The organism is Bacillus pretiosus (assembly GCF_051294775.1).
Classification (GTDB): domain Bacteria; phylum Bacillota; class Bacilli; order Bacillales; family Bacillaceae_G; genus Bacillus_A; species Bacillus_A wiedmannii.
On record NZ_JBPPHF010000001.1, the window covers coordinates 1,364,970 to 1,390,291 of the forward strand.

22 protein-coding genes and 2 pseudogenes are annotated in these 25,322 nt (G+C 34.1%); 3 read left to right on the plus strand and 21 right to left on the minus strand.

From position 1 onward, the window contains the following. Positions 1-140: 140 nt before the first annotated feature. From ACSG5Z_RS06855 to ACSG5Z_RS06925, 15 genes and pseudogenes are all read right to left on the minus strand, one after another. Positions 141-1,196, minus strand: a complete 1,056-nt coding sequence (locus ACSG5Z_RS06855) for a hypothetical protein (RefSeq protein ID WP_435711152.1) — start codon at positions 1,194-1,196, stop codon at positions 141-143. Between the two features lie 12 nt (positions 1,197-1,208). Then, positions 1,209-1,682, minus strand: coding sequence for a tetratricopeptide repeat protein (locus tag ACSG5Z_RS06860; protein WP_435711153.1), 474 nt, complete (start codon positions 1,680-1,682; stop codon positions 1,209-1,211). Between the two features lie 137 nt (positions 1,683-1,819). Beyond that, positions 1,820-2,509: a phosphopantothenoylcysteine decarboxylase domain-containing protein gene (locus ACSG5Z_RS06865; RefSeq protein ID WP_075307534.1), complete on the minus strand. Its 690-nt coding sequence runs from the start codon at positions 2,507-2,509 to the stop codon at positions 1,820-1,822. Between the two features lie 12 nt (positions 2,510-2,521). Then, positions 2,522-3,322 carry a BA2930 family N-acetyltransferase gene (gene aacC / locus ACSG5Z_RS06870; RefSeq protein WP_133058558.1) on the minus strand — a complete coding sequence of 267 codons (801 nt, stop codon included), beginning with the start codon at positions 3,320-3,322 and terminating at the stop codon, positions 2,522-2,524. Between the two features lie 324 nt (positions 3,323-3,646). Continuing rightward, positions 3,647-4,894 (minus strand): glutathionylspermidine synthase family protein, encoded by a 1,248-nt coding sequence (locus tag ACSG5Z_RS06875; RefSeq protein ID WP_435711154.1) that lies wholly within the window; start codon positions 4,892-4,894, stop codon positions 3,647-3,649. 20 nt (positions 4,895-4,914) lie between these two features. Beyond that, positions 4,915-5,526, minus strand: a complete 612-nt coding sequence (locus ACSG5Z_RS06880) for a hypothetical protein (protein ID WP_435711155.1) — start codon at positions 5,524-5,526, stop codon at positions 4,915-4,917. 112 nt (positions 5,527-5,638) lie between these two features. Further along, positions 5,639-6,040: a GNAT family N-acetyltransferase gene (locus ACSG5Z_RS06885; RefSeq protein WP_097857734.1), complete on the minus strand. Its 402-nt coding sequence runs from the start codon at positions 6,038-6,040 to the stop codon at positions 5,639-5,641. A 56-nt stretch (positions 6,041-6,096) separates the two neighbouring features. Further along, on the minus strand, positions 6,097-7,035 hold the full coding sequence (locus ACSG5Z_RS06890; RefSeq protein ID WP_000643669.1) for a DMT family transporter: 939 nt from the start codon (positions 7,033-7,035) through the stop codon (positions 6,097-6,099). Positions 7,036-7,104: 69 nt separating this feature from the next. Further along, positions 7,105-7,626 carry a DinB family protein gene (locus ACSG5Z_RS06895; protein ID WP_435711156.1) on the minus strand — a complete coding sequence of 174 codons (522 nt, stop codon included), beginning with the start codon at positions 7,624-7,626 and terminating at the stop codon, positions 7,105-7,107. 15 nt (positions 7,627-7,641) lie between these two features. Beyond that, positions 7,642-8,142 carry a GNAT family N-acetyltransferase gene (locus ACSG5Z_RS06900; RefSeq protein ID WP_087983777.1) on the minus strand — a complete coding sequence of 167 codons (501 nt, stop codon included), beginning with the start codon at positions 8,140-8,142 and terminating at the stop codon, positions 7,642-7,644. A gap of 34 nt (positions 8,143-8,176) precedes the next feature. Further along, positions 8,177-8,722 (minus strand): GNAT family N-acetyltransferase, encoded by a 546-nt coding sequence (locus ACSG5Z_RS06905; protein ID WP_435711157.1) that lies wholly within the window; start codon positions 8,720-8,722, stop codon positions 8,177-8,179. 15 nt (positions 8,723-8,737) lie between these two features. Next, positions 8,738-9,439 carry a nucleotidyltransferase domain-containing protein gene (locus ACSG5Z_RS06910; protein WP_435711158.1) on the minus strand — a complete coding sequence of 234 codons (702 nt, stop codon included), beginning with the start codon at positions 9,437-9,439 and terminating at the stop codon, positions 8,738-8,740. Positions 9,440-9,455: 16 nt separating this feature from the next. Continuing rightward, on the minus strand, positions 9,456-10,139 hold the full coding sequence (locus ACSG5Z_RS06915; RefSeq protein ID WP_435711159.1) for a DNA alkylation repair protein: 684 nt from the start codon (positions 10,137-10,139) through the stop codon (positions 9,456-9,458). A gap of 241 nt (positions 10,140-10,380) precedes the next feature. Then, positions 10,381-10,566: pseudogene (locus ACSG5Z_RS06920) on the minus strand (cysteine synthase family protein); the annotation flags it as partial. A gap of 11 nt (positions 10,567-10,577) precedes the next feature. Continuing rightward, positions 10,578-10,967 (minus strand): VOC family protein, encoded by a 390-nt coding sequence (locus tag ACSG5Z_RS06925; RefSeq protein WP_262749317.1) that lies wholly within the window; start codon positions 10,965-10,967, stop codon positions 10,578-10,580. Positions 10,968-11,532: 565 nt separating this feature from the next. On the opposite strand from ACSG5Z_RS06925, the gene ACSG5Z_RS06930 reads away from it, so the two are divergent. From ACSG5Z_RS06930 to ACSG5Z_RS06940, 3 genes and pseudogenes are all read left to right on the plus strand, one after another. After that, positions 11,533-12,360, plus strand: coding sequence for a peptidoglycan-N-acetylglucosamine deacetylase (locus tag ACSG5Z_RS06930; protein WP_060487153.1), 828 nt, complete (start codon positions 11,533-11,535; stop codon positions 12,358-12,360). Positions 12,361-12,544: 184 nt separating this feature from the next. After that, positions 12,545-13,205, plus strand: a pseudogene (locus ACSG5Z_RS06935) (DUF3841 domain-containing protein). Positions 13,206-13,317: 112 nt separating this feature from the next. Continuing rightward, entirely contained in the window at positions 13,318-13,986 is a 669-nt protein-coding gene (locus tag ACSG5Z_RS06940) for a TerC family protein (RefSeq protein WP_060487154.1), read from the plus strand. Positions 13,987-14,054: 68 nt separating this feature from the next. Here the strand turns inward: ACSG5Z_RS06940 and ltaS are convergent, their stop codons facing one another. From ltaS to aroA, 6 genes are all read right to left on the minus strand, one after another. Next, positions 14,055-16,028, minus strand: coding sequence for a lipoteichoic acid synthase (gene ltaS / locus ACSG5Z_RS06945; protein WP_060487155.1), 1,974 nt, complete (start codon positions 16,026-16,028; stop codon positions 14,055-14,057). Positions 16,029-16,556: 528 nt separating this feature from the next. Beyond that, positions 16,557-18,182 carry an ABC-F family ATP-binding cassette domain-containing protein gene (locus ACSG5Z_RS06950; protein WP_000633870.1) on the minus strand — a complete coding sequence of 542 codons (1,626 nt, stop codon included), beginning with the start codon at positions 18,180-18,182 and terminating at the stop codon, positions 16,557-16,559. A 383-nt stretch (positions 18,183-18,565) separates the two neighbouring features. Beyond that, entirely contained in the window at positions 18,566-21,682 is a 3,117-nt protein-coding gene (locus ACSG5Z_RS06955) for an MMPL family transporter (protein WP_435711160.1), read from the minus strand. Between the two features lie 245 nt (positions 21,683-21,927). Next, the gene (locus tag ACSG5Z_RS06960) at positions 21,928-22,494 is read right to left on the minus strand and encodes a TetR/AcrR family transcriptional regulator (RefSeq protein ID WP_088063780.1); all 567 of its coding nucleotides are present in this window, start codon (positions 22,492-22,494) and stop codon (positions 21,928-21,930) included. Positions 22,495-22,721: 227 nt separating this feature from the next. Further along, on the minus strand, positions 22,722-23,882 hold the full coding sequence (locus ACSG5Z_RS06965) for a GNAT family N-acetyltransferase (protein ID WP_435711161.1): 1,161 nt from the start codon (positions 23,880-23,882) through the stop codon (positions 22,722-22,724). Positions 23,883-24,017: 135 nt separating this feature from the next. Further along, positions 24,018-25,307: a 3-phosphoshikimate 1-carboxyvinyltransferase gene (aroA, locus tag ACSG5Z_RS06970; RefSeq protein ID WP_000664597.1), complete on the minus strand. Its 1,290-nt coding sequence runs from the start codon at positions 25,305-25,307 to the stop codon at positions 24,018-24,020. Positions 25,308-25,322 lie beyond the last annotated feature (15 nt).

Genomic DNA, 25,322 nt, shown 5'->3' on the forward strand with positions numbered 1-25,322 from the left:
TCTTTCATTATATCCCTTTATATTTCCACTAAGAAAGCGTTCAGTTAATTTGTTTCTTGTTTTTAAAGATAAAATCCATATAATCTCATTTTCTACTCCACAAAAAAGCCCCTTCTAAATTAGAAGGAACTCCAATAGTATTATTCATGTTTCAACTTTTCCGTAACCATATCATAAAATTTCCGTTCCTCATCAACATTTAAGTGAACACGACTTACTGTTTTAGAAAATCCATATAACAATTGTGCTTTCACTGGCTTTTTTAGCGTTATTTCAAATATTGGAGGTTCCTTTATAAATTCCATCATAGTTGCGTCAAGAACCTCTTTCTCTTCTTCTTTCTTTAAAGGTTTGCCTTTATAAAACGCAATTTTATCAATTTGTGTAAATGGTATAACAATTTTCTTTCCTAATCCGATTTGAATGATTACTCGTTCTTCTGTAACAATAATTGGATTTTTACGCATTGCTTGTATTTCAGCTAAAAAATAAAACATTGCGTATGCGTTTAAAATAAGTAGAATCCATGCTACTACTGGATTCCATTGATGAAGTAAATAATGAAAACCAATACTTTCTATTATGGTCGCATGAATGATCATGATATATACACCTATTGCACCGGTCTTTTTGTGATATGAGAATACGGATTCACCTTCCGGTACTTTTATATGCCACGATAAAAATGCATAATAGATTAACTTACACTCTGTTACAATGATATCTACTAATTTATTTCTTTTCATAGTAGCATCAAACGCTGCATCAATCGCATAAGAAAATGAAGAATACTCTCTTCTATATTCTTTATATCTTTTGATTGTATTAGGAAGCACTTTAACGATTTTATACAACAGGAATAGTTCTAGACCTACAAAAGCAATTTCTCCCGCAACTATAATATAAGAAACGTTTGAAAAAGCTTGTAAATAGTCACTTGGAATAATAAATCTCGCAAATATATATCCAGCTATTACGACAGGAAATATATACGTTAGCGAGTATCTTTTTTGAATAATAAAGAAATATGTAATAATCGGAATTACAAACATACAATCTAACAAAGAACCAAGCACTACTTCTTTCGGAGCGGCTGGTACAATCGGAAGGGCATACAATAAATAGTTTGATAACAAGATGAAAGATACGAGTCCAATCCAAATGCCTTTTCGCCTTCGTGATAGTGTGGCATTCATACGTTCACTCCTCTATTTAAAAACCTCGTTTAAATGATCTTTATAAAATGTAATCGCACGTTCAAATTCTTTAACTTCGTCTACTTTTATAACCGTTTCAAGTAATAATTTCATCGCGGATTCATGATCGTTAACGTTATATTTTGCTAATGATAAAAATACTTTTATCACGGCATTATCCGGAAACTGCTGCAAACCTGTTTCTAAAACTGTAATTGCTTTGTCATACTCACCTATACAACGATATGTACTTCCAAGACCGATATATGCACCGCAAAGTGACTCACCATCAAGACCATTTGCAATTGCCTGTTCATAATACGGCACAGCGTCTGTTTCAAGTCCCATTACATCATGTATCCAGGCACATTGAAAAAGCACTTCTGCATCCCGCGTAAAATTGGTTAACCCCATTAGTATCTCTCTAGATTGCGCATATTTCTTTTCATTTCTTAGTTTAATCGCTTGCTTTAATAAATGTTCCATAGAATCCACTCCTCACCAATTATTTTATGTATCCATCTTGAATGGTTAACGTTTGTGTAAAAGTAAAATTCCCATAAATTAAAGTTTCGCTTACCTATATATACTATGCGGATTCACTCTTATCCAAATACTTAAAATTATAAAGCAGTAATGTGATTACATAGTACTTCTAACCTTTTGACAATTTCTTTCGCCGTTTCATCTTTCCCATTACATAACTTCCCTTTACCGTCCTGTCCAATTACGTAGTGCACCGCTCCACGTGAATATAAAGAATGTGGTGAATTTGCAATCATTACATTTGCCTTAGATTCTTTCATTCTATTTTTCGCTCTTTCAAACAATTCTTCTTCATTTACATCACTTTCAAGTTTAAAGCCAACGAGTACGGTTTCTGGATCCCACTCTTTTATTTGCTTTAAAACTTTTGGAGCCTTTTGAAAATGAATAATTGGCGCTATATCACTTGAAATTTTCCCATTCATATCAAGAACATTACCATCTTGATCACAAATTTTGTCTACAACCCAATCTGATCCAGCCGCTGCCATAATGACCGCATCGACTTTTTCATGTGTAATTATACTTTTCATTTTATCTTGTAAATCAACAATTCCTTCAAATGGGTGTAATTCTAATTGATTGTTTACATCGTTCGGTTTCTCAGCGAAATAACCGTGTAAATATATAACATGTGCTCCTTTACTTATAAACTCTTCAGCGATTATTCTACCAATTGTTCCTTTTGCCATATTCGTATGACCACGCACTTGGTCCCATTTTTCTAAACAACCACCACTCGTAATTAATACCTTTTTCCCCTTCATTGTAACCATCCCTTACTGATTTTTCTTACGAAACCATTCTGTTCCAAAGTCAACTATATCTCGTTGCTTCATAAGACGGCACGTTGCATTTCCTATTTTTCCATTTGTTACAGTTCCTTTTCGCTCAAACTCTACACCGATTTCTACAAACTTATCAGAATCGTAATCCATATCAACAAACTCTTTCCATACTCTTTCACCATTCTCTATAATTGGTGCCCCTACTTTTATTAACTCACATGCACCAGTACGTACTTCAGATAAATGTACAGACGTATTGGAATCATATCCAACACCAATTAATAATATGTATCCATCTAAATCGTATATTTTTCGTAATGGAGATTCCTCTCCTAAACTAATTGATAACGACTGATTCATCGTTATTTCTTCTGCATGTTTTCCCCATGCAGCAAAACTTCCTAATGGATGGTTGCTACGTACTACATTCGGATATGTACGAAAACATTCAACTACTTTTCCCATTGCCCTTGTTGGTGTTATATGTGGCTCAAACGCCGGGACGTTATCTCGAATAATTTGCCACCATTCTTCAGGTACAGGTGGTCTTGACCAATGTTTCGGATCAGATAAATCCGAAGATTGAGTTGGCATAATAATTGTTCCCTCTTCCGTAATAACTTTCATTAACGCCTCTACTACCGCAACGGCTCCGCCAGATACCCAGCCAATAGAACTGAGCGAAGAATGCACAATAACCGTCATTCCTTTTTCTAACCCTAATTCTCTTAAATCATTTGTAATTGTTTTGATTGTATTTGGCAATTGTGTACTTGCCACTATGTCATTCATTTTCACGATTGTTCCCCCATTTTTTAAAACTAATACATACATATATTATCATATTTTTCTTAATTTTTAACTTAATCATTTCTGTCACTTCAAAAAAAGGTTATATATTCACATGCATAATAATCAAATGACAATATATCGATCTCAAATAACAATAGCAGATAAATAAAAAAACTTTATTCTCTTTTCTACTATTTGAACTAATTTGCTTAATTACATACGTTTTTTCAGTATGAAGAAAAATAAAAGTGATACGTCAAAACAATACAAACACTATATATAAACGAAAGAGCCCATCACAACTGATAAGCTCTTCCGTTTCATTTACCCTTCAATTGTAACCCCTGTAAACATCGATAAGTTTCCCGTTATTTTCTCGCCTACACGTAAAAATAACCCTGCGGCTCTCCCGCTAATACAGTGTGAACCAATTAATAGTTTACCAGTATACGGACCATCCCATGTGTCAATTGTATAGTCAGGCATTTCTATGTATTGCTGATATATTTTCCGTTGTTCAAAGTAATACTTTGTTTTATCTTCAGCCAATAGTTCATCATTTTCGTATATAGATACTCCTCCGCCTTCACGGCCGTATAAAGGTTTAGAAACATATGATTCATTTCTTTCTATAAACGGTTTATTTGTAAAATATGTTGGTAAGAAGTAGTTCTGAATGATTTCTCGCTCTTCTTTCTCAAAGAAAACTCCCTCTTCGAACAGTCGCCAAATTAATGCGAGTACACTTTTATTTTGCATAAGAAAAGCAGCAGGTGGATTAATAATTTTCAGTCTTCCTTGCGCTATATGATCTAAAAGCTGAAGTCCAATTCTTTTCCCATTTTTATCGGTATCTGAAACTAAATATTCAATTGGATATAGTCTATATAAATAATGGATTCGTTCGCCACTTGGCGTATATATACCATCATCTGTAACGACGATATCTTGTATTCCTATATAGTCTGTTGATTGATCTAAGCAATAGCTTCTTAAAAATTGAACTGTTTGATGATCTTCATCGTGCCAATCATAACTAGTAAAATATATCGTCTCTTCAGGACCTATATTATAGTCATGTTTAATTTGTTCCCACGCCTGCACAATATGCTCTTCTATATGATTTGGGTGATTCACGTCGTGATAACGGCATAACACTTCATTTGCGACAGACGGCTCTAAATAACCTGTTGGTGTGTCACAATTTACTTCTATTAACTTTATATCTTCACCATTTACGATAAAGTCAAACCTTGTAAAATATGAAAACAAACCAATATGTTTCATTCTCGCAATTTCCCACGTTTCAGCTGGAAATCCTAGTTTTTGAAAATCTTCTGTTGTATTGACAATATATTGATACGTTCTATATAACACGTACATAACTTCCTCTGTCGCTTTTGAAATAGCAGTATAAGTTTTTACTGGCATACGATACATACCTGTTGCCATATATTGATTCCATTCTTCATTTTCTAATAGACTCGGCCATGTAAAACCATTCCGACCAGCCTCTTCCGCAAGTGAAAACCATACTTTCATATACTCTTTCTGCTCTTGTTCTGTATACATGATCCTATTATCCTTTCGTGTTATGATCCGGCTGGCGCTTTTGCGTTTCCAATTCCACTTGAACCAGAATTCACTTTCGGCGTTTGAGTAGTAGATGATTTCGGCGTATTTGTATCTGGCGTCACCTTATTTGAGGAATTGGGCTGTTGTTTGTTTAAATCTACTTTATTGGAAGAATTATTGTTGTTACTGTTAGTTCCACCGTAGTATCCTCCACCACCGCTGCCACCAGTTCTACTTTGGTCTTTTTCACGATATGGAATAATATTATTTGCATACGTTTTTTTCATTACATTGGGTTTTGCTGAATAATTCATATTTGAAGTTCTGCTTGCTAATAAATATCCCGCTACGAATGGCAGTATCGGTAAATGTGAGTTTTCATTATACGATGAAAACGATGGATTAATTTCCTTGCATAACTCATCATTTTCTACATTTTCATTGGTAGGAGTTTTATCATCACAATGTAAATTTTCTTGTTCATTTCCTTGTTTTCCACCATCCGTTTTAACAGCAGTACTTTCTTGTTGAGCAGTATCTTCTTCATAATCGCCACATCCAGTTAATAAAAAAGATGATACCCCTATTGAAGTAGCAATTTTTATAAATTTACTTTTATCCATTCTCATGTGTTATACACCTAATTTCTTTTATCTATATTTTTCCAGATACCTTTATTATATAATGTAAATCTTACTTTTTTCAAACTATACCTAAAATGCACATTTGCATATTTTTATACTATTTTTCCATGTAACAATGAAACCTTTCAATTCCTGGATATTTTTCTCCTAAACTTTTAACTTGAAAACCAATTTTTTTATAAAATTCTACTGCCTCATCGTCTGTCTCAGCCTCGAGATACGTCAATTGATGCATTCTTAATACTTCCTTTATCATTTGCAACGCAATTCCTTTATGACGGTATTGCGGGACGACTGCTATGTGGCATATTCTCGCTTTATTTGTTCCGATTATTTCAATACCTATGCAAGCCTTTTCTTCAAATCTATGCAAAGTGCCTTTATTCCTTTCATAAAATAAAACTGCTTTCTCTAAGCTAGTTTCACTTGGCCCAACTGCATACTGTAGTACATGTAAAATTAAATCATTTTCAATTTGTTCAACACGCTGTAAATTCATACTTCCATCCCTTTCTATGAAAAAAGACTAGCTCTTTATAAAAAGAGCTAATCTCATTACGCTGTTATTTTTTCTTCTTTTTTCACAACGACCGCTACATAACTATGTAGTATCATTCCGACAATAACAAGACTCATTCCGATCCAAGATAAAGATGACGGAATTGGCGCAGATAGTAAGATAAGCTCTCCTACTAGCGCAAATAAAACTTCACCGGACTGTGTTGCTTCTACTGTTGCTAGTTTTTGTGGATCATCTTTTACAAGATCTGTCGCAAAGAAGAATAGTACTGTCGCGATTAAACCAGAACTAACTGCTACAATAAAACATTGGAAAACTTGGCTACTTGACGGTAATCCGCCTGTTGATACTTCATAACCAGATAGTAAAAACCAAAATGGTAAACTTGCTAATGTCATACCGAGAACTCGCTGGAATACGTCTAATTCACCTTTACAAACTTGCATCATTTTTCGATTTCCAAGAGGATACGCAAACGCTGCAATGAGTACAGGAACTACACATAAAACGGTTTCTCGAATTCCTAATGAAGAAGCATGTTCTACTTGCATGAGTACAACACCGCATAAAATAACCCCAGACATAACTAATTCCTTCATTGGAAGTTTTTTATGTAATGGATCTACTGCAAAAAATGGTGTTAACAAAATTCCTGCGACAATCGTAATTTGCCAAGTTGATGCAACAAGCCAACCAGGTCCAAAAGCTCCGGCAAAACTAAGTGGTGCATAGAAGAGACCAAATCCAACGATACTCCACACTAACCATTCTTTCGGATTATTTTTCATATATTGAAAGAGTTGCTTTAAGTTCCCTCTATACATGACAATAAGTAAAAGCATTGGAACCATAAAGTAGTACCGTAGTGAAGCACTCCAAATCCAGCTTCCACCTTCTAAGTCCATCGCCCGGTTTAAAACAAAGGTAAAGGCAAAGAAAAATGATGCCAATATCCCTACTGCAATAGCTTTCATTATAAAACCCCTTGTTTAGTTTCTTCTTATACTATACAACAAATTAAATATAATTAAAATTCGAAATCTTTATCTCACATCTATTCTAGCTCTATATAGTTTTCTTAACTGACTAATATGAGCTTGATGGTACCGATTATGATCGGCTATATGCCATATTCCCCACCTTATAGTCGCAGTTTCTCCCTTCTCATAATAAACTTCCCTTGTTAAATCATTTTCTGTTAGTTTCATACACTCCTCATAAAACATATGCTGCACCGCTTCATAATCTTGCATTAATTCTTGTAATTTATACTTTCTTAAACTAGGCAATCCTCCCATTTCATTCAACATTGGTCCATATTTATTTTCAAGTGTCGGTGGAACTTCCTCTCCTTTTAAACGGTACACCCAGTGTAAATCGACTATTGCTAAATGCTGAAGTAATTGCCCAATACTGTTTTCATTATTTTCTGACCTTTTGAAGGACAGTTCTTTCACATCAGTACCTTCTACTAACTTTTGCAATCGTTTAAATGTATCCGTAACCGTCGCATACAAAATCGCTACTTGCGGGTTCATATTTTTTTCTAAATGGAGATCTTTCATACTAAACTCCCTCTATTAAAAGAACAAGACCATATGTTCATCATCACTATACACACCATTCATCTTTATAGCTCTCTTTTCAATCCCATACGTTTTAAAGCCCATTGATTCATACAATTTTTTTGCTGGTTCGTTTGTAGATACAACACCTAAGTTCAATTGTTCTAAGCTCATTTCTATTGCTCTTTCAATTGCCTTACGTATTAGCTCACGTGCAAGACCACTTCTTCGATTGCTTGCATCTACATACATCGCAACGATATGACCTTTATGTTTATACGCCTCTTTCTCTTCTGTTAGTAAAGTAACCACTCCAACTAATTGATTCTTTTCATTAAAAGCACCGAATGTACAGCTAGTAGTAGCTGTTAAATTATTTTCCACTCGCTTAATAGGATTTTCTTGACGAATCGCCTCTTCATAAGTTGTTACAAATGCCTCTGGATTTACTTGTAATGCCTGTAAACGTAACTCCCAATATTGTTTTGCATCTTCTTTCGTAAGTAATCGAATCATATTTCTCCAGCTCCTTTAAGTTAACATAATATTTTTATAAACTACTATTTATAGATTCGTATTCTTCTCTTAACATACTATAACGATAACGATGAATGAACTTTCCTTGACGTAATCGATCATTTCTCATTAATCCTTCACAAACAAAACCAGCCTTTTCATAACTCTTTCTAGCTTGAAAATTATCTTCATCTACACGTAGCCAAACTTTTTCTAATTCAAATTCAAAGAATCCCACATGTAACATTCTATATAGGGCTGCTAATCCATATCCTTTACCCCAATACTCTTTATTACCAATTACGATTCCCAGTTCTGCATTTTTATTTGTTTTATCAAAGTTTTTAAGATCTACCCACCCAATATGTATGCCGTTTTCTGTAGTGATAGCTCTTTGTTCATAACCATTTTTTCGATTTATACATGCTTTAATCCACTTTTTCGTATCTTCACGAGTGAACGGTGGATATTGATCCGGTACAACTAAATGATTTGTCACTTCTTTATCTAATGACCATTGATATCGCTCTTCTACATCATCTAGTGTCAGTTCTCTTAATTGAACGATTGGTACATTCATTATGCTATCCCCTTTTTATTTTCCTATAGAAAACCCTTCGAACATTCTTCCTCCATACTGTTGTAGCGTTTGTTCTACGAAAGTAATTAAGTTTCTTTTCTCTCCCGTTGTATAAAAATGATCGAACGCCGCTACAAATTGATCTGCATATTGTTCATCATATTTTCTAAGTACCCTTATAAACCATTTTGAACTTCCAAGCCATTTCCCATTTACTCTTAATACATATTCATGTAATAAATCAGCTAATAAATTTGCGATAAACAACTCTTCTTCTCTTTTTGATGCACCAATAAAATCATCCAAAGTATCTGTAATAAAATACCGCTTCTGCTTCATCATTTCTTCAGTCCATTTTGCTGGTCCTTTATTTAGTAAATCATTCGCTTCTTTTTTTAATTCCTCTATAATTTCATTTTCCCCTTTTAATACAATTCCCTCTGCAACTAATTGTGGCAACGAAGGTCTCCCTCGGTCACAATCCATTTTAAAAAAGGATTTTATCGTTTCAAAATTATGTACAAATACCTCAACGGGCCATCCATTACTATAGAAAGATTCTCTATAACAAGATGACAAACTACGATCTATTATTACAATATCCAAATCAGATGTTTTTGTCGCTTCACCTCTTGCAACGCTTCCTCCCAGTAAAGCTACATCACAATTCGGAAATTGTGATGTAATTATGCTTTGTGCTGCTTCCATTGGTTTCATAACCGTTCCCCTTTTCTTATTTCACTTTCTTTTTTTCAGCTCTTTCTCTCGCCTTTTGTATATACGGTTCTGCGTCTGGTGTTTTGCATGACGTTGCCCCATGATCAACTTGTACTTTCCCAATTTCACGTGCAATTTCAATCGCTTTTCTCTCTAAGTCTTCATTACGAATTCCTATCGCGATTAAAGCACTATTCATCGCTTCTTTTTTTCTATTTTTTTCATTATGTATATTTGCTTTAATCTCTTCTAGATACGGAGTGAAGAATTCATCATGTAACGTTTTATTTTTAATCGCTATATTTGCTAATAGAGACCATCCTGCTCTTCCAATCCATTCATCATCAGACTTTGTCCATTCTTCCATTCTTTCTATCGCGATTGGCGACGTACAAATAGCCGTCATCAAAACGTCCATTAAACAATAATAATCAACTTCCTGTACCCATTTGTTTAGCTGTTCTGTCGTAACTTTCTTTGGTTCTAAAATCATTGTTGCTAAAGTCATTGCATCCATATTTTTTGTTTTCCATAATGAAATTGCTAAATCAGGATCTTTTTTTATCTTATTTTTTAACAATTTTAAATTGGCAAAACTAACTCCGAATAGTGGCTCTTTCGCTCCGTGGTTTTTATACGTTTTACGATTTTGTTCTGTTCCATATTTCTCTAGTTGCTGCATTACTTCTTCAAGTAACATATGCCCACCTCTTTATCTTTTATGTTGACTTCATATATGTATGTACGATATATTCTACATTACTTTTTGGTTTTCCTATATTTATTTCTTTAAATACGGTACGTGAAATTTTAAAGTTTCTACAGATAACTAACACAACCACGAAAAACCTGTACATTTTACATATACAGGTTTTCATTTCATCAATTTTCCAAAGTATAAGAAATAGAATATGAAAGAACTTTTATTTATTCGATTTTCTCTATATTTGTTGTAAGCTCTTTACATCTGACCACTCTTCTATAGACACTGCGTCCGGAAAAACTGTAACTACATTAAAATTCGCACCTTTTTCTTTTCCAATTTGTTTAGCAGCTAATAAATTCGCTGCCGCAGACGTCCCTATTTTCATACCAGTTTCATTATAAAAACGTGCTATTTCATACAAAAAGAGCTTCTTTATTCAAATGTGTTCATAAGTACAATTCTCCAACCATCTGGGTCCTCTATTGTGGTCCCTTTCTCTATCCAATACGGATTTTCTGGTTCTACCTCATGATAGCCCATATTACTTAATCGATTCACTACTTTTTCAATTTCATTTTTATTAGGCATATAAAAAACTAGTAAATTATCTTTTGTCGGTGCCGGACATGGACTTCCATTAACATGCGTTGTAAACTCCAAATGATACTCGGCATCCGGTAATCCAAACATAACTCCATCATATCCTTCATGATTGTGAAATTCTCCTATACGCTTTAATCCTAACCCCGTCTCATAAAAACTTATAACTTCTTCAAATTTATCTGTTGGTCTTGCCATTCTAAATTGAACCCAATTCTTCATGCAAATCTCCTCCTTTTCATTTTCCAAAGCTTTATAGTAATTATTATAAGTTACATATATTTCCTTTCATATCCCTCATTAGTGTGAGAACTACCTAAGTTGAAAGACCTATTAGTTTATAAATAGTAGGACTTTAGTACTAAATTCATATAAAAGTAGTTATGTAAATATTGAGATGAAATAAATAGTTCTTCCGATAATATCCAATGTTCCCCAGACTAAAATTTAATTTTTTCTATACCAATATTTTAATAGAAAACAAAAATATTCGAATCAATAATTGGAATGAAAATGAAATGCTACGAAAGTATGATTAGTCCCCTTTCATTTTGATATCGATTCTCCTAAAAACCACCTACATCATTATTAGAAGAACCAAATTTAATTCCTGAAAATTTTCATAATAAACATTCAAATCACCCTGTTTATTCAAGACTGCAATTGATACAAAATCTTGCATATTTTTGAACAAACTTTTTTGCACTTGTAAAAAAGTTTTTTTGCAATTACCTCCCTATAATTGCTAATATAGTAGAGTAGAACTTTTATAGAGAGAAGGAAAATTATGCACAATGGAATTCGAATGACAACTTTAGTAAAAAGGGCTATGTTGATTTGCGCGGGGGTATTATTTACATACGAAGCAGCTTTAGGATCAGCACATATTGCTCTAGCAAGTACAGAGGATGAAGCAAAATCTGTTCAACTTGTAAGTGAAATTCAATCATCTCTTGCACCGAAAGAAGCTCCAAAACAATATAATGGGCAAGTTAGAAAAGTAGCTTATTTAACATTTGATGATGGTCCTGGAAAATACACAGCTGAGCTTTTAGATATGTTAAAGAGAGAAAATGCAAAAGCAACATTTTTCCTAATTGGTTCAAACGTAAAAGCATTCCCTGATCTTGTAAAACGTGAAGATGCTGAAGGCCACTATGTTGGGATGCACAGTATGACTCATAACTACAAGAAACTTTACACAGAAGGTCATTACGTAGATGAAATGAAGGAAGACCAAGGCTTAATCGCTGGCGTTCTAGGTAAATCACCAGTATTAACTCGTCCATCTTACGGTTCAATGCCAGGATTAAACGAAGCTCTTCGTAACAAAGTTGTAGAAAATGGCTTGAAAGTTTGGGATTGGACAATTGATTCTTTAGACTGGAAATATAACAAAATGCCTGTTGACGCTGCATCAGCTAAAATTGTCGAAAACGTTCTAAATGGTGCTAACAAACCGACAGAAGTTATTCTTATGCACGACATTCATCCACAATCCGTTAAAGCAGTACCTGGAATTATTAAAGGGCTGAAAGAAAAAGGATATGAATTAGAAAGTTATAGTGAGAACGAACACTTCCCATTAAACTTCTGGCACGATAATCGTATGTAATGAAAAAGACTTGATTTCCTCTAGTAGGTTATTGAGTCTTTTTTTATCGCATTGGGTATTACTTCTCGTATATTCAATTCAACTCCCTCCTCCCCTTATATGAATAGAAATTAAGAATCACATTAATTTAACTTAAAAACATTTCATGTTATACTATAGGCTAGTTTAAATGAGTAGGTGTCACATGATAGTATATACAGTTCAAACTGAAACAGCATGGAAACAATTTAAAAAACTTGGTTATTTAGAAGGAAGTAAAGAAAACATCGATCCCGATTTTATATACTCATACAATTGGATGGTACGTGTAGCTAAAAAAAGATTACCCCACTACCAAGGTAACTATCCTATTTGGGTCTGGGAAGCAAATAATTATCCAGATCGAAATGCTAAAGCCTGGGGTAGAGAAAATTCAAAAATGGTAATTTTAACACTTGATGTGCCGAATGAATGGGTACTATGGAGTGATATTAGTTACTGGTGTTGTGCCATGACTGCTAGCTCTATGTATTTTCATCAAACAAATAAACGAACATTAAAAGACTGGTTTACTTTTATGGATGAAGAGTACAGATTAATATTCGACTTCGACTATTTATTATCTCATCCTGATTGGTATAAAGGTAAAGAGGCCTCATTAGAAAAACAAGGTGTTATCGGCAAAATCCCCCTTTCCTTTGTAAAAAAATCAGACGTTTTCGTGCTAAGGAAGATAAATCTATTAATGAAATCAGAAGTGATAACTGGGATAATAGAAAAGAAAATCGTATCAAAAAGATGAATCGAAAATTAAGAAAAAGAAACGACAAGCAAAAAAATTGCAAAAGCGACTTATACGGAATTAAAACATATATATCAAAATACAGTAAGAAATTATGGATTGAGTATACAAATTCAATCCTATTTTTTATATTATCAACACTTTAGCACATATTACTCTTAAGGAGTGATGTGTATATGGATTTTCTTTCAACCGAATATTTGTCTGCCTTACTTGCCATCATTGTAATTGATTTAGTGTTAGCCGGTGATAATGCCATTGTAATTGGGTTAGCAGCAAGGCGATTACCGAAAGATCAGCAAAAGAAAGTTATTATTTGGGGAACTATCGGGGCAATCGCGATTAGAGCCCTCGCTACTTTAGTTGTCGTTTGGTTATTAAAAATACCAGGGCTACTTCTAATTGGTGGTGTACTCCTTATATGGATCGCTTACAAATTAATTGCTGAAGGTAAAGATCATGATATTAAGGCAGAAGAAGGATTTTGGTCTGCTATTAAAACCATTATTATAGCTGATGCATTAATGGGAATTGATAATGTTCTCGCTGTTGCAGGAGCTGCGCATGGTAATTTTTCTTTAGTAATCATTGGACTATTAGTATCTATTCCAGTAGTAGTATGGGGCAGTACCTTAATTTTAAAATGGGTCGATAGATTCCCTGTCATCATTACGATTGGAGCAGCTGTTTTAGCTTATACTGCTGCGAAAATGATTGTAGATGAGAAATGGTTCGCTGGATTTTTCGAAAGTAATCCTTTCATAAAATGGGCATTTATCATTATTATCATTGCCGGTGTAGTATTCTTTGGAAAGATGAAACAAAAAACAAAAAACGAAAGATAATTCTATATAATGACAACGTTATATGTACAAACAAAAGCGCTACTCAAATGAGTAGCGCTCTTTAATATTTATTTCGTTTCCCCGTCTTCAGTCGTCTTTACCTTCGTTTTATTTTTATCACGATGGTTATAGTTGTACTTCGAACGATCTACTGGTGTAAAACCTTCCGGTGTGTAGAATCGTAATAAGTCTCCGTTTACGACTTGGTCAGAGTATTTTAGTGATTTTTGAACCATTTGTTCATTTTGTTTTATTTCGTCTGTTAATTCAACAGCGTTACCAGTCGCTGTATCATAGTATTTGCCGTTTAGTGCAGTCACTGTTGGACTTACGTAGTTACCGTTACGGAATGGAACGACTTGTTTATGCTCTGGTGATAATAAATCTGATCCGAACTGGACATAATTTTTCGTATCTGTACCTAGTAAGTGTAATAGTGTCGGCAGAACATCAATTTCTCCGCCGTATTGATGTTGTACGCCGCCCTTCATTCCTGGGACACGAATGATTAATGGCACACGTTGCAATTGTGCATTTTCAAATGAGTTCATTTCTTTACCCATTACTTGAGACATTGCTGCGCCATGGTTATCTGAAATACCGTAATGATCACCGTACATAACGATAATTGAGTTATCGTATAAACCAGATTGTTTCAAGTAATCCAAAAATCCTTTTACAGACTCATCTAAATAACGTGCTGTTTGGAAGTACGTATCTACTGATGAATCACCTGTAGTCGCTGGTTCAATTGTTGCTTCCGCTTTATCAATTGGATAAGGGAAATGGTTCGATAACGTAATGAACTTCGTATAGAACGGTTGTTTCAATGTTTGTAATAACGGAATTGATTCGTTAAAGAACGGTTTATCTTTTAATCCATAGTTTACTACATCTTTTTCATTCATATCATAGTATGACGCATCAAAAAATTTATTGAAACCAAATGATTTATAAATATCATCACGGTTCCAGAACGTTTTGTAATTACCATGGAATACAGCTGATGTGTATCCTTGTTGACCTAAAATAGCTGGTGCTGATTGATACGTGTTATGAGCTTTATTTGTAAAAACAGATCCTTGTGGTAACCCATACATTGAGTTTTCTAGCATGAACTCAGCATCAGATGTTTTACCTTGTCCTGTTTGATGGAAGAAGTTATCAAAGTATAGCGTATTCGCATCTTTTGTAAATGAATTTAAGAACGGTGTAACTTCTTGCCCGTTTAATTTATAATCAATTAAAAAGTTTTGGAATGACTCTAAATGAATATAAATTACGTTCATTCCTTTTCCTTTACCGAAGTACTCAGGATTTGGACTTGCATATGTTGATGCAAGATAATTTCTAACCTCTGTCATATTATCTCCATCAGCTAACGCTCGTTCTGTTGATGCTTTCGCACTTTGAATGCCATCATAAATCGTATAGTTGTATGCCCCTAAATATTTCACAATGTAATTGCGGTCAAATGTTCTTGTTAATAATTCAGGACGATCGGATTCTGCAAGACCTAAGTTAATGCTGAATAATAAAATACCTGCTACAAATACTAGTGATACTTTATGTTTCGCAACACGAATTGGTTTTGGGTTTGCAAATTTTGTTGCAACTAAAACGATTAAAATGATTGTATCTAAGAAATATAGTGGATCATATGCGTGTAGCAATGCAAAAATACTACCACCTAAATCTCCAAAGTTATTCGTTTGTGTTAATGTCGGGAACGTAATAAAGTCACTGAAAAAGCGATAATATACTACGTTTGCGTATAACAGTATAGACATTAACAAATTAATAACAATTAACCAAATGTAAGCACGTTTCCCCTTTGCAAATAATGCGAGCCCTAAAAATAAAACTGCTGAGCTTAACGGGTTGAAAAACAGTAAAAACTTTTGGATTGTGTTGGATATCCCTAAATTAAATTCTGTCACATATGCTGCGTATGTTTTTAACCAGAATAAAATAATGGCAAACACGAAAAATCCAAAGTGATTGCTTAACACTCGCTTACTCTTTAATAGTAATTGCTTCATCTCTCCACCTCTTTTGATCATCCAAGGCTTATTTTTTATAAGTCTGTCTCTATTCAATTTTTTATCTTCAAATAGATTTTGTTTGTTTAACTAAATGAAGAATATTAGTAATTATAATTTGAAGCTAGTATTTATTCAACTATTTCTTTCTAGACATTTTGACCTTGGTTTCTATTTAATAAAATAAATTTGTAACATTTTCTGTTTTCTCCCAAGTCTCATCCACTAATTATGACTCCACATACTATAAACCTTTATTTACTGCTTCGCAAATAAATATGTCTCCAGTTCTGGAACATTAATGTAATATAGTGAAATTCACAATAGATAGTATTTGTTTTTTTCGGTGTATATTAAATTCCTTCATATATTTCAAGTTTATTCTTAATACAGTCCTTTCTCTATATGTAACATCAAAAGGTCTTTTCTTCTCTAAAGTTATTTCTGTATAATTATTCACAATTCATAAAATAAAAGATTATAAAAAAACCTCGCTCTCATAAAGAGAGCGAGGTTTTTCATCATTTATTATTGACCTTTGTACATTGCTTCTACTTGTTTTTGAAGTTCTTCATTTTCTAAGAACTCATCGTAAGTAGCCTCTTTATCGATTACACCGTTTGGCGTTACTTCGATAATGCGGTTTGCAATTGTTTGTACAAACTGATGGTCATGAGATGTGAATAACATTGTACCTTTAAATGCGATTAAACCGTTGTTTAATGCAGTGATAGACTCAAGGTCTAAGTGGTTCGTTGGATCGTCAAGTGTGATTACGTTCGCACCACTTAACATCATTTTAGATAGCATACAACGAACTTTTTCGCCTCCAGATAATACAGAAACTTTCTTCTTAACTTCTTCACCTGAGAATAACATACGGCCTAAGAAACCACGTAAGAAGCTTTCTGACTCATCTTGTGGAGAGAATTGGCGTAACCAATCAACTAAGTTGGAGTCACTATTCTCAAAGTATTTAGAGTTATCTCTTGGGAAGTAAGATTGAGATGTTGTAACGCCCCATTTGAATGAACCGCTATCTGGCTCCATTTCACCCATAAGGATTTTAAATAATGTTGTCATCGCAATATCGTTACGACCGATAAATGCAACTTTATCACCTTTATTTAAAGTGAAGTACACATTATCTAACACTTTTTCACCATCAATTGTTTTAGAAAGACCTTCAACAGTTAATAAGTCATTTCCTATTTCACGCTCAGGTGTAAAGCCAACAAATGGGTAACGACGTGATGATGGTCTAATATCATCTAATGTAATTTTATCTAATAATTTTTTACGAGAAGTTGCTTGTTTCGCTTTAGATGCGTTTGAGCTAAAGCGTGCAATGAAGTTTTGTAACTCTTTTACTTTCTCTTCTTTTTTCTTATTAGCATCTTGTGTTAATTTTAAAGCTAATTGGCTTGACTCATACCAGAAGTCATAGTTACCAACATAAAGTTGAATTTTACCGAAATCAAGATCAGCCATGTGCGTACAAACTTTATTTAAGAAGTGACGGTCATGGGATACAACGATTACTGTATTTTCAAAGTTCATTAAGAAGTTTTCTAACCATTGAATCGCTTTTAAGTCCAAGTGGTTGGTAGGCTCATCTAGTAATAGAATGTCAGGTTTACCGAATAATGCTTGAGCAAGTAATACTTTTACTTTCTCTGCCCCAGTTAATTCTGACAATTTCTTATCATGAACATCTTCACCAATACCTAAACCTTTAAGAAGGATTGCAGCTTCTGATTCTGCTTCCCAACCGTTAAGCTCAGCGAACTCACCTTCAAGTTCAGCAGCACGCATACCATCTTCATCACTAAAGTCTTCTTTCATGTAAATGGCATTTTTCTCTTGCATTACTTTGTAAAGTTGCGTGTGACCCATAATTACTGTTTCTAATACTGGGAACTCTTCATATTCGAAGTGGTTCTGTTTTAACACTGCTAGACGCTCACCTGGCGTAATATGTATATCACCTGTTGATTGTTCGATTTCTCCAGATAAAATCTTTAGAAATGTTGATTTACCCGCACCGTTTGCTCCGATTAAACCGTAGCAGTTACCTGGCGTGAATTTTATGTTAACATCTTCAAACAATTTGCGATCCGCGAAACGCAAACTAACGTTACTTACTGTAATCATTTGTTTCCTCCTACTAATACCGCTTATTTCAGCGTTTTCTCACCGATTGTCTTAAAAAATCGCATATTACGACTCAATTATTGTAGACTATAGCTATTATATAGTAGAAGATGGATGAATAGCAACGGTTGATTGCTATTCATCCCTTTTCTACCTTGAATAAAATGTTTGTTTTTTAACGAAACAATATTATATAGAAGCAAATTTCACAATTTAAAGAGGAGTTATTTCGAACAAAATATTTATAATTGGAGCATAATGTTTATCGCTCACTTCCTATACAAATAAATGGCGAAATGAAAGATGAAAAGTTTGCAAAATATAAAGACGTGATGGAAAAGTTTATTAAATAAGAAAAATCCCCTTTTAAAAGGGGATTCTTCTTATTTTCTTTTACTTAATTTCTTCGTATAATTCTTCATTTTACTCGTTAATCCTATTAAAGCAGGTAGTAATATTGGCATCACAATGATAGCTAGTAGTAACAGTGCAACACCAACAACAGATGCTACTTGTATAAGCGTCAATACACCTGAAGGGATTAATGCAGCAAATGTTCCGCCTAAAATAAGTGCCGCTGATAATACAACTCCTCCTATGTGACGAGATGCATTTACAATTTTCGTTGCGGGATCCCCTTCTAACTCATTGTATCGCATCATTACAAAAATACTATAATCCACACCTAAAGCGACAATCATAATAAAACTAAAGAATGGCACATTCCAGCTTAATGACTCTACGTTTAATACGTGTGTACTAATTTGTTCACTTATGCCAAGTGATGCAAAATAAGCTAATATTAAAGATCCAATAATAAAGATTGTATTTAAAAATGACCGTGTAATAATGATTAATACAATCGCAATTCCAATTAACATAATTGTAGCTGTACGTAAGAAATCTTGGCCTGTTACTTCTTTTAAATCAACGTTTCTAGCTGTTGTGCCGCCGATTGCTTTTTTCGCCGATTTTAATTCTGTACCATTTAACGTACCGTCTATCGTTTTATTAATTTCTTCAATGATTGGCATCGCTTCTTTTGAATATGGATTTACGTCTAAAATGATTGTCATTTTAGCAGTCTTTCTATCTTGTGACATGTACGTATTCAATGCTTTTTGGAAATCTTCCCCCTCTAAAACTTCTTTTGGTATATAAAATTTCGCAGAGCTTTTTGATTCATTTAGTTCTCCTAAATATTTTTGAGCATCTCCTAGACCGTTACTTACCTTTTCAAGCCCTTCTGTACTTTTAGATAATCCTGATTGTAATTGCCCCATCTGTTCTTGCAAGTCTTTCAGCCCGGTTAATAACTGGCCTTGCCCATCATTTATTTTTGTTAATCCGGTTTGTAACTCAGATGACTTGTTCGCAATTTGTTTTGAGCCTGAAGCACCTTCATTTAATCCATTTTTAAGATCAGCTGCTCCTTTTTGTAACTTAGTAACTCCATCGCTCATTTCTTTTAAGCCGTTATCCACTTTCGATAATGATTGATTTGCTTCTTTAAATGAACCCATCGCCGCTTTGTGCTGCGTTGCTAATTGGTTTAATTCATTTGAAAGCCCACCTAATTGCTTTTGAGCCTCCTTAGCAATCCCTATCGTTTGCAGTATGTTCGGATCATTTGCTAATTCTGGTTTCGTTTGAATGAAATTGGTCATTAATATTTCAATTTGTTCATAGCCTTTTTTCGCACCATCAATCGCTTGAGAAATACTTCCGAAGTATTGATCGTAAGAACTTAAACCTTTTTCTAACTGCGAATAACCAGCATGAAGTTGTGACGTTGCATTAGATAGAACATTTATATTTTCATTTACTGAAGTTAATCCACTCTCAATTTGCTGCGCACCTTGTGCTCCATTGTTTATTCCATTCGATAATTGATTCAACGCTGTTCCTAAAGCCGATACACCATTTTTCGCCTCGTTCGTTCCATCAATTAACTTTTGAACATTTGCGAGGCCGTCTGACTCATTACCACCCATTTTATTTTTAGCATCCGTTAAACCATCATTGATTTCTTTTATGCCACCATTGGCATCTCCTAATCCTGTATTTAGTTCTCCCGCTTGTTTATTTATATATAATTCTTTTATCTTATCCCCAGTTGGACGTGTCGGTGCATATACTTCTGAAACACCTTTCACTTTCAAAATCTTATTAGTTAGTTCGTCTAAAGTTTGCAACGAACTCGCCTCATCTAACTTGTTATCCGATTGAATGACTAACGTACTTGGTGAAGAAAAACCTGGTGGAAAATGCTCTTCTATTACGTTAATCCCCATTTTCGACTCATATTTATTATCTACTTCAAATAAATCATTGTAATTTAGTGTGTTAGAGTATTTCATTACGAAAGGAATCGATATCACAAATACGATGATTAAAGCTGCGAACGGTCTTACTACTGAGTTTTTCGCAAGAAATCCCCATAAACGACTATCCTCATGACCTTTAAATGTTTTAACTGGGTAAAACATTCCTTTTCCTAAAAGCACCATAAAAAATGGATTTAACGTAGTTAATACGAGTAATAATACTGCTACACCAATTGCTACGGCTGAAGTAGATTGATATAATTTAAAACTCGCTAAAGCAAGAGATGCAAAACCAATTAGTACTGCTATCCCGCTATATAAAACGGTTTTCCCTGCTGATTTAAACGTTTCTTTCGTAGCCAAAAATGCATTTTCTTGTTTACTTAATTCTTCTTTAAATCTTGTATATAATAAAATGTTATAGTCTGTTCCAACCCCAAACAGGACAACGACTACAAACACTTGTGTAAAGTTAGAAAACGGAAAATTAAATTGTTCTACTAAATGGGCAATAATCCCCATTGAAACTAAATATGATACACCAACAGTAAGAAGGGAAACAATCGGAACAATTGGTGAACGAAATACAATGATTAATACAACTAGAATGAAAATGATAGAAATAACTTCTGTCTTCTTCACTCCCTCTTGAGAGGAAGTAAGAAAATCACCCGCTATTAAATCACTTCCTGTTAAGTACGTTTTTACCCCTTTCGTTTGCACTTTTTTATGAAGCCCATTTGCAACTTTTGATATTTCACCATTTTTTTTATTTACAGAGATTTGCGTTAAAATGGTCGTATTGTCTTTAGATATCAACTGTTTTTCCAAATCTTTATTATCTAAATGTGAAACAACTTCCTTAATTCCTAATTTCACTTTTTCATTTTGTAAAGCATTGATTGTTTTTATTATTTCCTCTTTTTGTTCAGTTGTTAAAGCTGTTTTACTTCCACTATTAAAAACAGCTATAATTTCATACTTTTCAGTCCCGTCTTTATCCATTTCTTTTATCATCTTGTCAGCAATACTACTTTGTTCTGTATTAGGAATCGTAATGTGCCCTTTTTCTTTCACTAATTTATCCATATTAGGCATCGTTACGATCATTGTAATAGTAATAACTATCCATAATAGAAAAGATAAACTTCTCCAATTTTTCAGCTTACTCATTTTAATCAACTCCCGTTTTGAAAATTAAAAGGGAATGAATATTCATTCCTATCCTTTTAAAAGATGCTTTTTTCGGAATGAACGTTCATTCCTATCATTCTATTACATTATTTTTTAAACTCTATTAAACTACCTTTACCAGAATGAATGTTCATTCCTATTGTTACACAAATATCCTCTCCTACTCTCATGTTTTAAATCTATTCAGGAATGAATATTCATTCCTATACTTATTAGCTATAGAATCAAATGATTCTAATAGCGTTCCAAGAACTTTCTTCCAATTCTTTTACTAACTCTTTCGAGTATTCTAATTGCCCTGTTGCAATTACTTTCGTTAATTGTTCTAACGGTTGATATACAATAATAATTAAAGCAACTGGAGGCAATGGACGAAGAAAACCTTTTGCGATTCCATCTTCAATAATATTCATAAAGAAGCCTATAAAATCATCAAATATTTTCTTACTCTGTTCATCAAGAAAATAACTATCGCAGTGAGAATTTGTAAACAAAAAAGCATCCACGTTGTTTCTCGCAAATTCAAATAAACGGTTGTACGTATGACTAAACTGTTCACGAATATTTGCTTCAACAGGAAAATCCGTTTTTATCATTTCAGAAAGCTCTAACATACTTTTTGAAAATAATGAGTTAACAAGCGCCTCTTTATTTTCAAAGTAGCGATAAATAGTACCCGCACCGACCTTTGCTTTTTCAGCGATCATTGGAATTGTCGTACCATCGTAACCACGCTCTGCGAAAAGTTGCATCGCAGCATCAAAAATATCCTCTTGTTTATTTTTAGCCATTTTTTCCACCTCTATTTCCAGGAATGAAAATTCATTCCGTTTTTAATTATAAATTACATGGATTAAAAGTCAAGTGCGTGACAAAGTATGGTTGCGTTTTAGTGAAAAAATTATATCAGCGATTCTCAGGATATATCGGCGATTTTCAAAATATATCGACTTACCGACAAAAACCGACAACTAAAGAGAAAGCTGTCCCAAAATTTGATTTTGGACAGCCCTATTTTTTAAAAGAAATCATAAATAAATGCTTTACGTACTGGAACTATATTCTCAAACGCTCGTATTTCCTCTTCACTTCCGCTAATTAATTCTAGTTCATTAAGTTCTAACGGACGTTTGTATCCAAACATTATTGTAGATAATGCATTTATATCTAGACTAATTCCTTTATCCTTTATTTCTTCTTCTACAATTGTTATTTCATGATTTGCAAGCTTTACTGTAACGTTATTCCACGGTGCAAATGAATCTGTAATATGTAAAATCACTTCTTGCTGTGCATTGTTCCAATTCAACTCGTATTGTTTTAAGAACTGCTCCACATCTACAATTCTGCCCATAAAATATGGCTTTATTTCTGCTTTCACGCGTGGCTCTTTTAGTGTATATAATAACGGTTCGTTTTCACTTACTGTCATTTCAAGTTCTTTAATCATAGAATCATGCTGGCAAATAAAGTTCCACAGACCATTCCGCGCTTCATTATGCAGTGGAACAAATTCCTCTACTGTCATTTTGTTTTTTTCAATTTTATATAACATGTAGCCAGCTGCCGTTTTATTTTTATCGTAATAAATCGCTAATGTTAAATCATCATAAACAGCTTGTAACCACCATTTTTCATCGCGAACTAGCATACCGGAAAAACGTTCTGCAAATGTTTCATAAATCTTTTCGACCTCTTCTGGGTGATTTTCTTTATTGAAACGTTTCACAGTACCATTTACTTGTTTTTTCATAACTAAATCACTCTTTGCCATATGACATACAAAGAGATTCGCACAAAGTTCCCAGCCGTATTTACGGTAAAATGAAACAGCAAATGGATGTAACATTGATACTGTATATCCGTCATTTTTCATCGTTTGAAGTGAGTGTTGAAGCAATTCTTTTACATACCCGCTTCTTCTATACTCTGGATACGTCGCTACCCCTGCAACGCCTCCCATTTTAAATTTCTCTTTGCCTATGTATATATGAAACGGAATAAGATGCAGTTTTGCTGCTACATCTTCACCTTCCATAATACCGTATATTTCATGACTTTCTTTCATCTTTGTAAGTTGTTGTTGCAATCGTTCCTCATCAACTTTATATTGAAAAGCGTATTCCGATAAGCGTAATGCTTCTCTAAATATATCTTCTTTTAATCGTATAACGTTCATATATTTCTCCTCCATTCCTTGTTTGAATTGTACCATAATTCTCAATATTCCAGTGCGGTGAATGAAATTATATGGACTTAACGACACGAATCCAATATAAAAAGCAGATACATCCCGTATCTGCTTTTTATTACTTTATTTGGCTAACTTTTGAAGTTCTTCGAAGAATGTAGGATATGATACGCCTACTGCTTCTGCGTCTTCAATTGTTGTTTTTCCTTCTGCTAGACAGCCGGCAATTGCAAGCATCATTCCGATGCGGTGATCACCGTAACTATTTACTGTATTGCCTTTTAGTGCTGATTTTCCGTAAATAATCATCCCGTCATCAGTTGCTTCTATGCGAGCTCCTAGTTTCGTTAACTCCGCAACGACTGTATCAATACGGTTCGTTTCTTTTACTTTTAATTCGTGTGCGTCTTTAATAACTGTAATTCCTTCTGCTTGCGTTGCCGCTAAGGCGATAACAGGAATTTCATCGATTAATCTTGGGATAATATCTCCGCCAATTTCGATTCCTTTTAATGAAGATGTTTCAATTGTAATATTTGCAGCTGGTTCTGATGCTCCTTCGTTAATTGGCTCTACAGTAAAAGTAGCACCCATTTTCTCTAAAACATCAATAATACCTGTACGAGTTGGGTTCATTCCTACATTTTGTAATACTAGTTTACTATTTGGAATAATTGCACCTGCTACTAAGAAAAATGCTGCTGATGATACGTCACCTGGTACTTGAACGTCTGTCGCTGTTAACTTCTGTCCACCTGCAAGTTTCACTGTTTTTCCCTCGCGAGTTACGTTAACACCAAATGCTTCAAGCATTCTTTCCGTATGATCACGTGAAATATGTGGTTCTGTAACAGCTGTTACACCTTCTGCACGAAGACCTGCAAGTAAAATAGCTGACTTTACTTGCGCACTCGCTACAGGTGAAGTGTATTCAATTGCTTTTAAATCTCCACCACGTATTGTTAACGGTGTAAACGTCCCTTCTTCGCGGCCATCAATGTTTGCACCCATTTGTTTTAATGGATTTGTAACACGTTTCATCGGTCTTTTTGCGATAGATGCATCACCTTGTACGCAAGAGAAAAATGGTGTATTTGCCAAAATTCCTGACATTAAACGTATTGTTGTACCAGAATTACCAACATCTAATACAGCTTTCGGTTCTTGTAAGCCTTCTAATCCTTTACCAACTACAGTGACTTCATCACCATTTTGCACGATTTCTACTCCCATTTCTTTAAAGCAAGAAATTGTACTTAAACAGTCTGCACCGGGCAAGAAACCTTTAATTGTTGTTTTTCCTTCTGCAATCGCGCCGAACATGACAGCGCGGTGTGAAATGGATTTATCTCCTGGAATTGTAATAATACCATTTAATCCGTTATTAACAGGTTCTATTGTTCTTTCCTTCATGTTTTCACCTTCTCA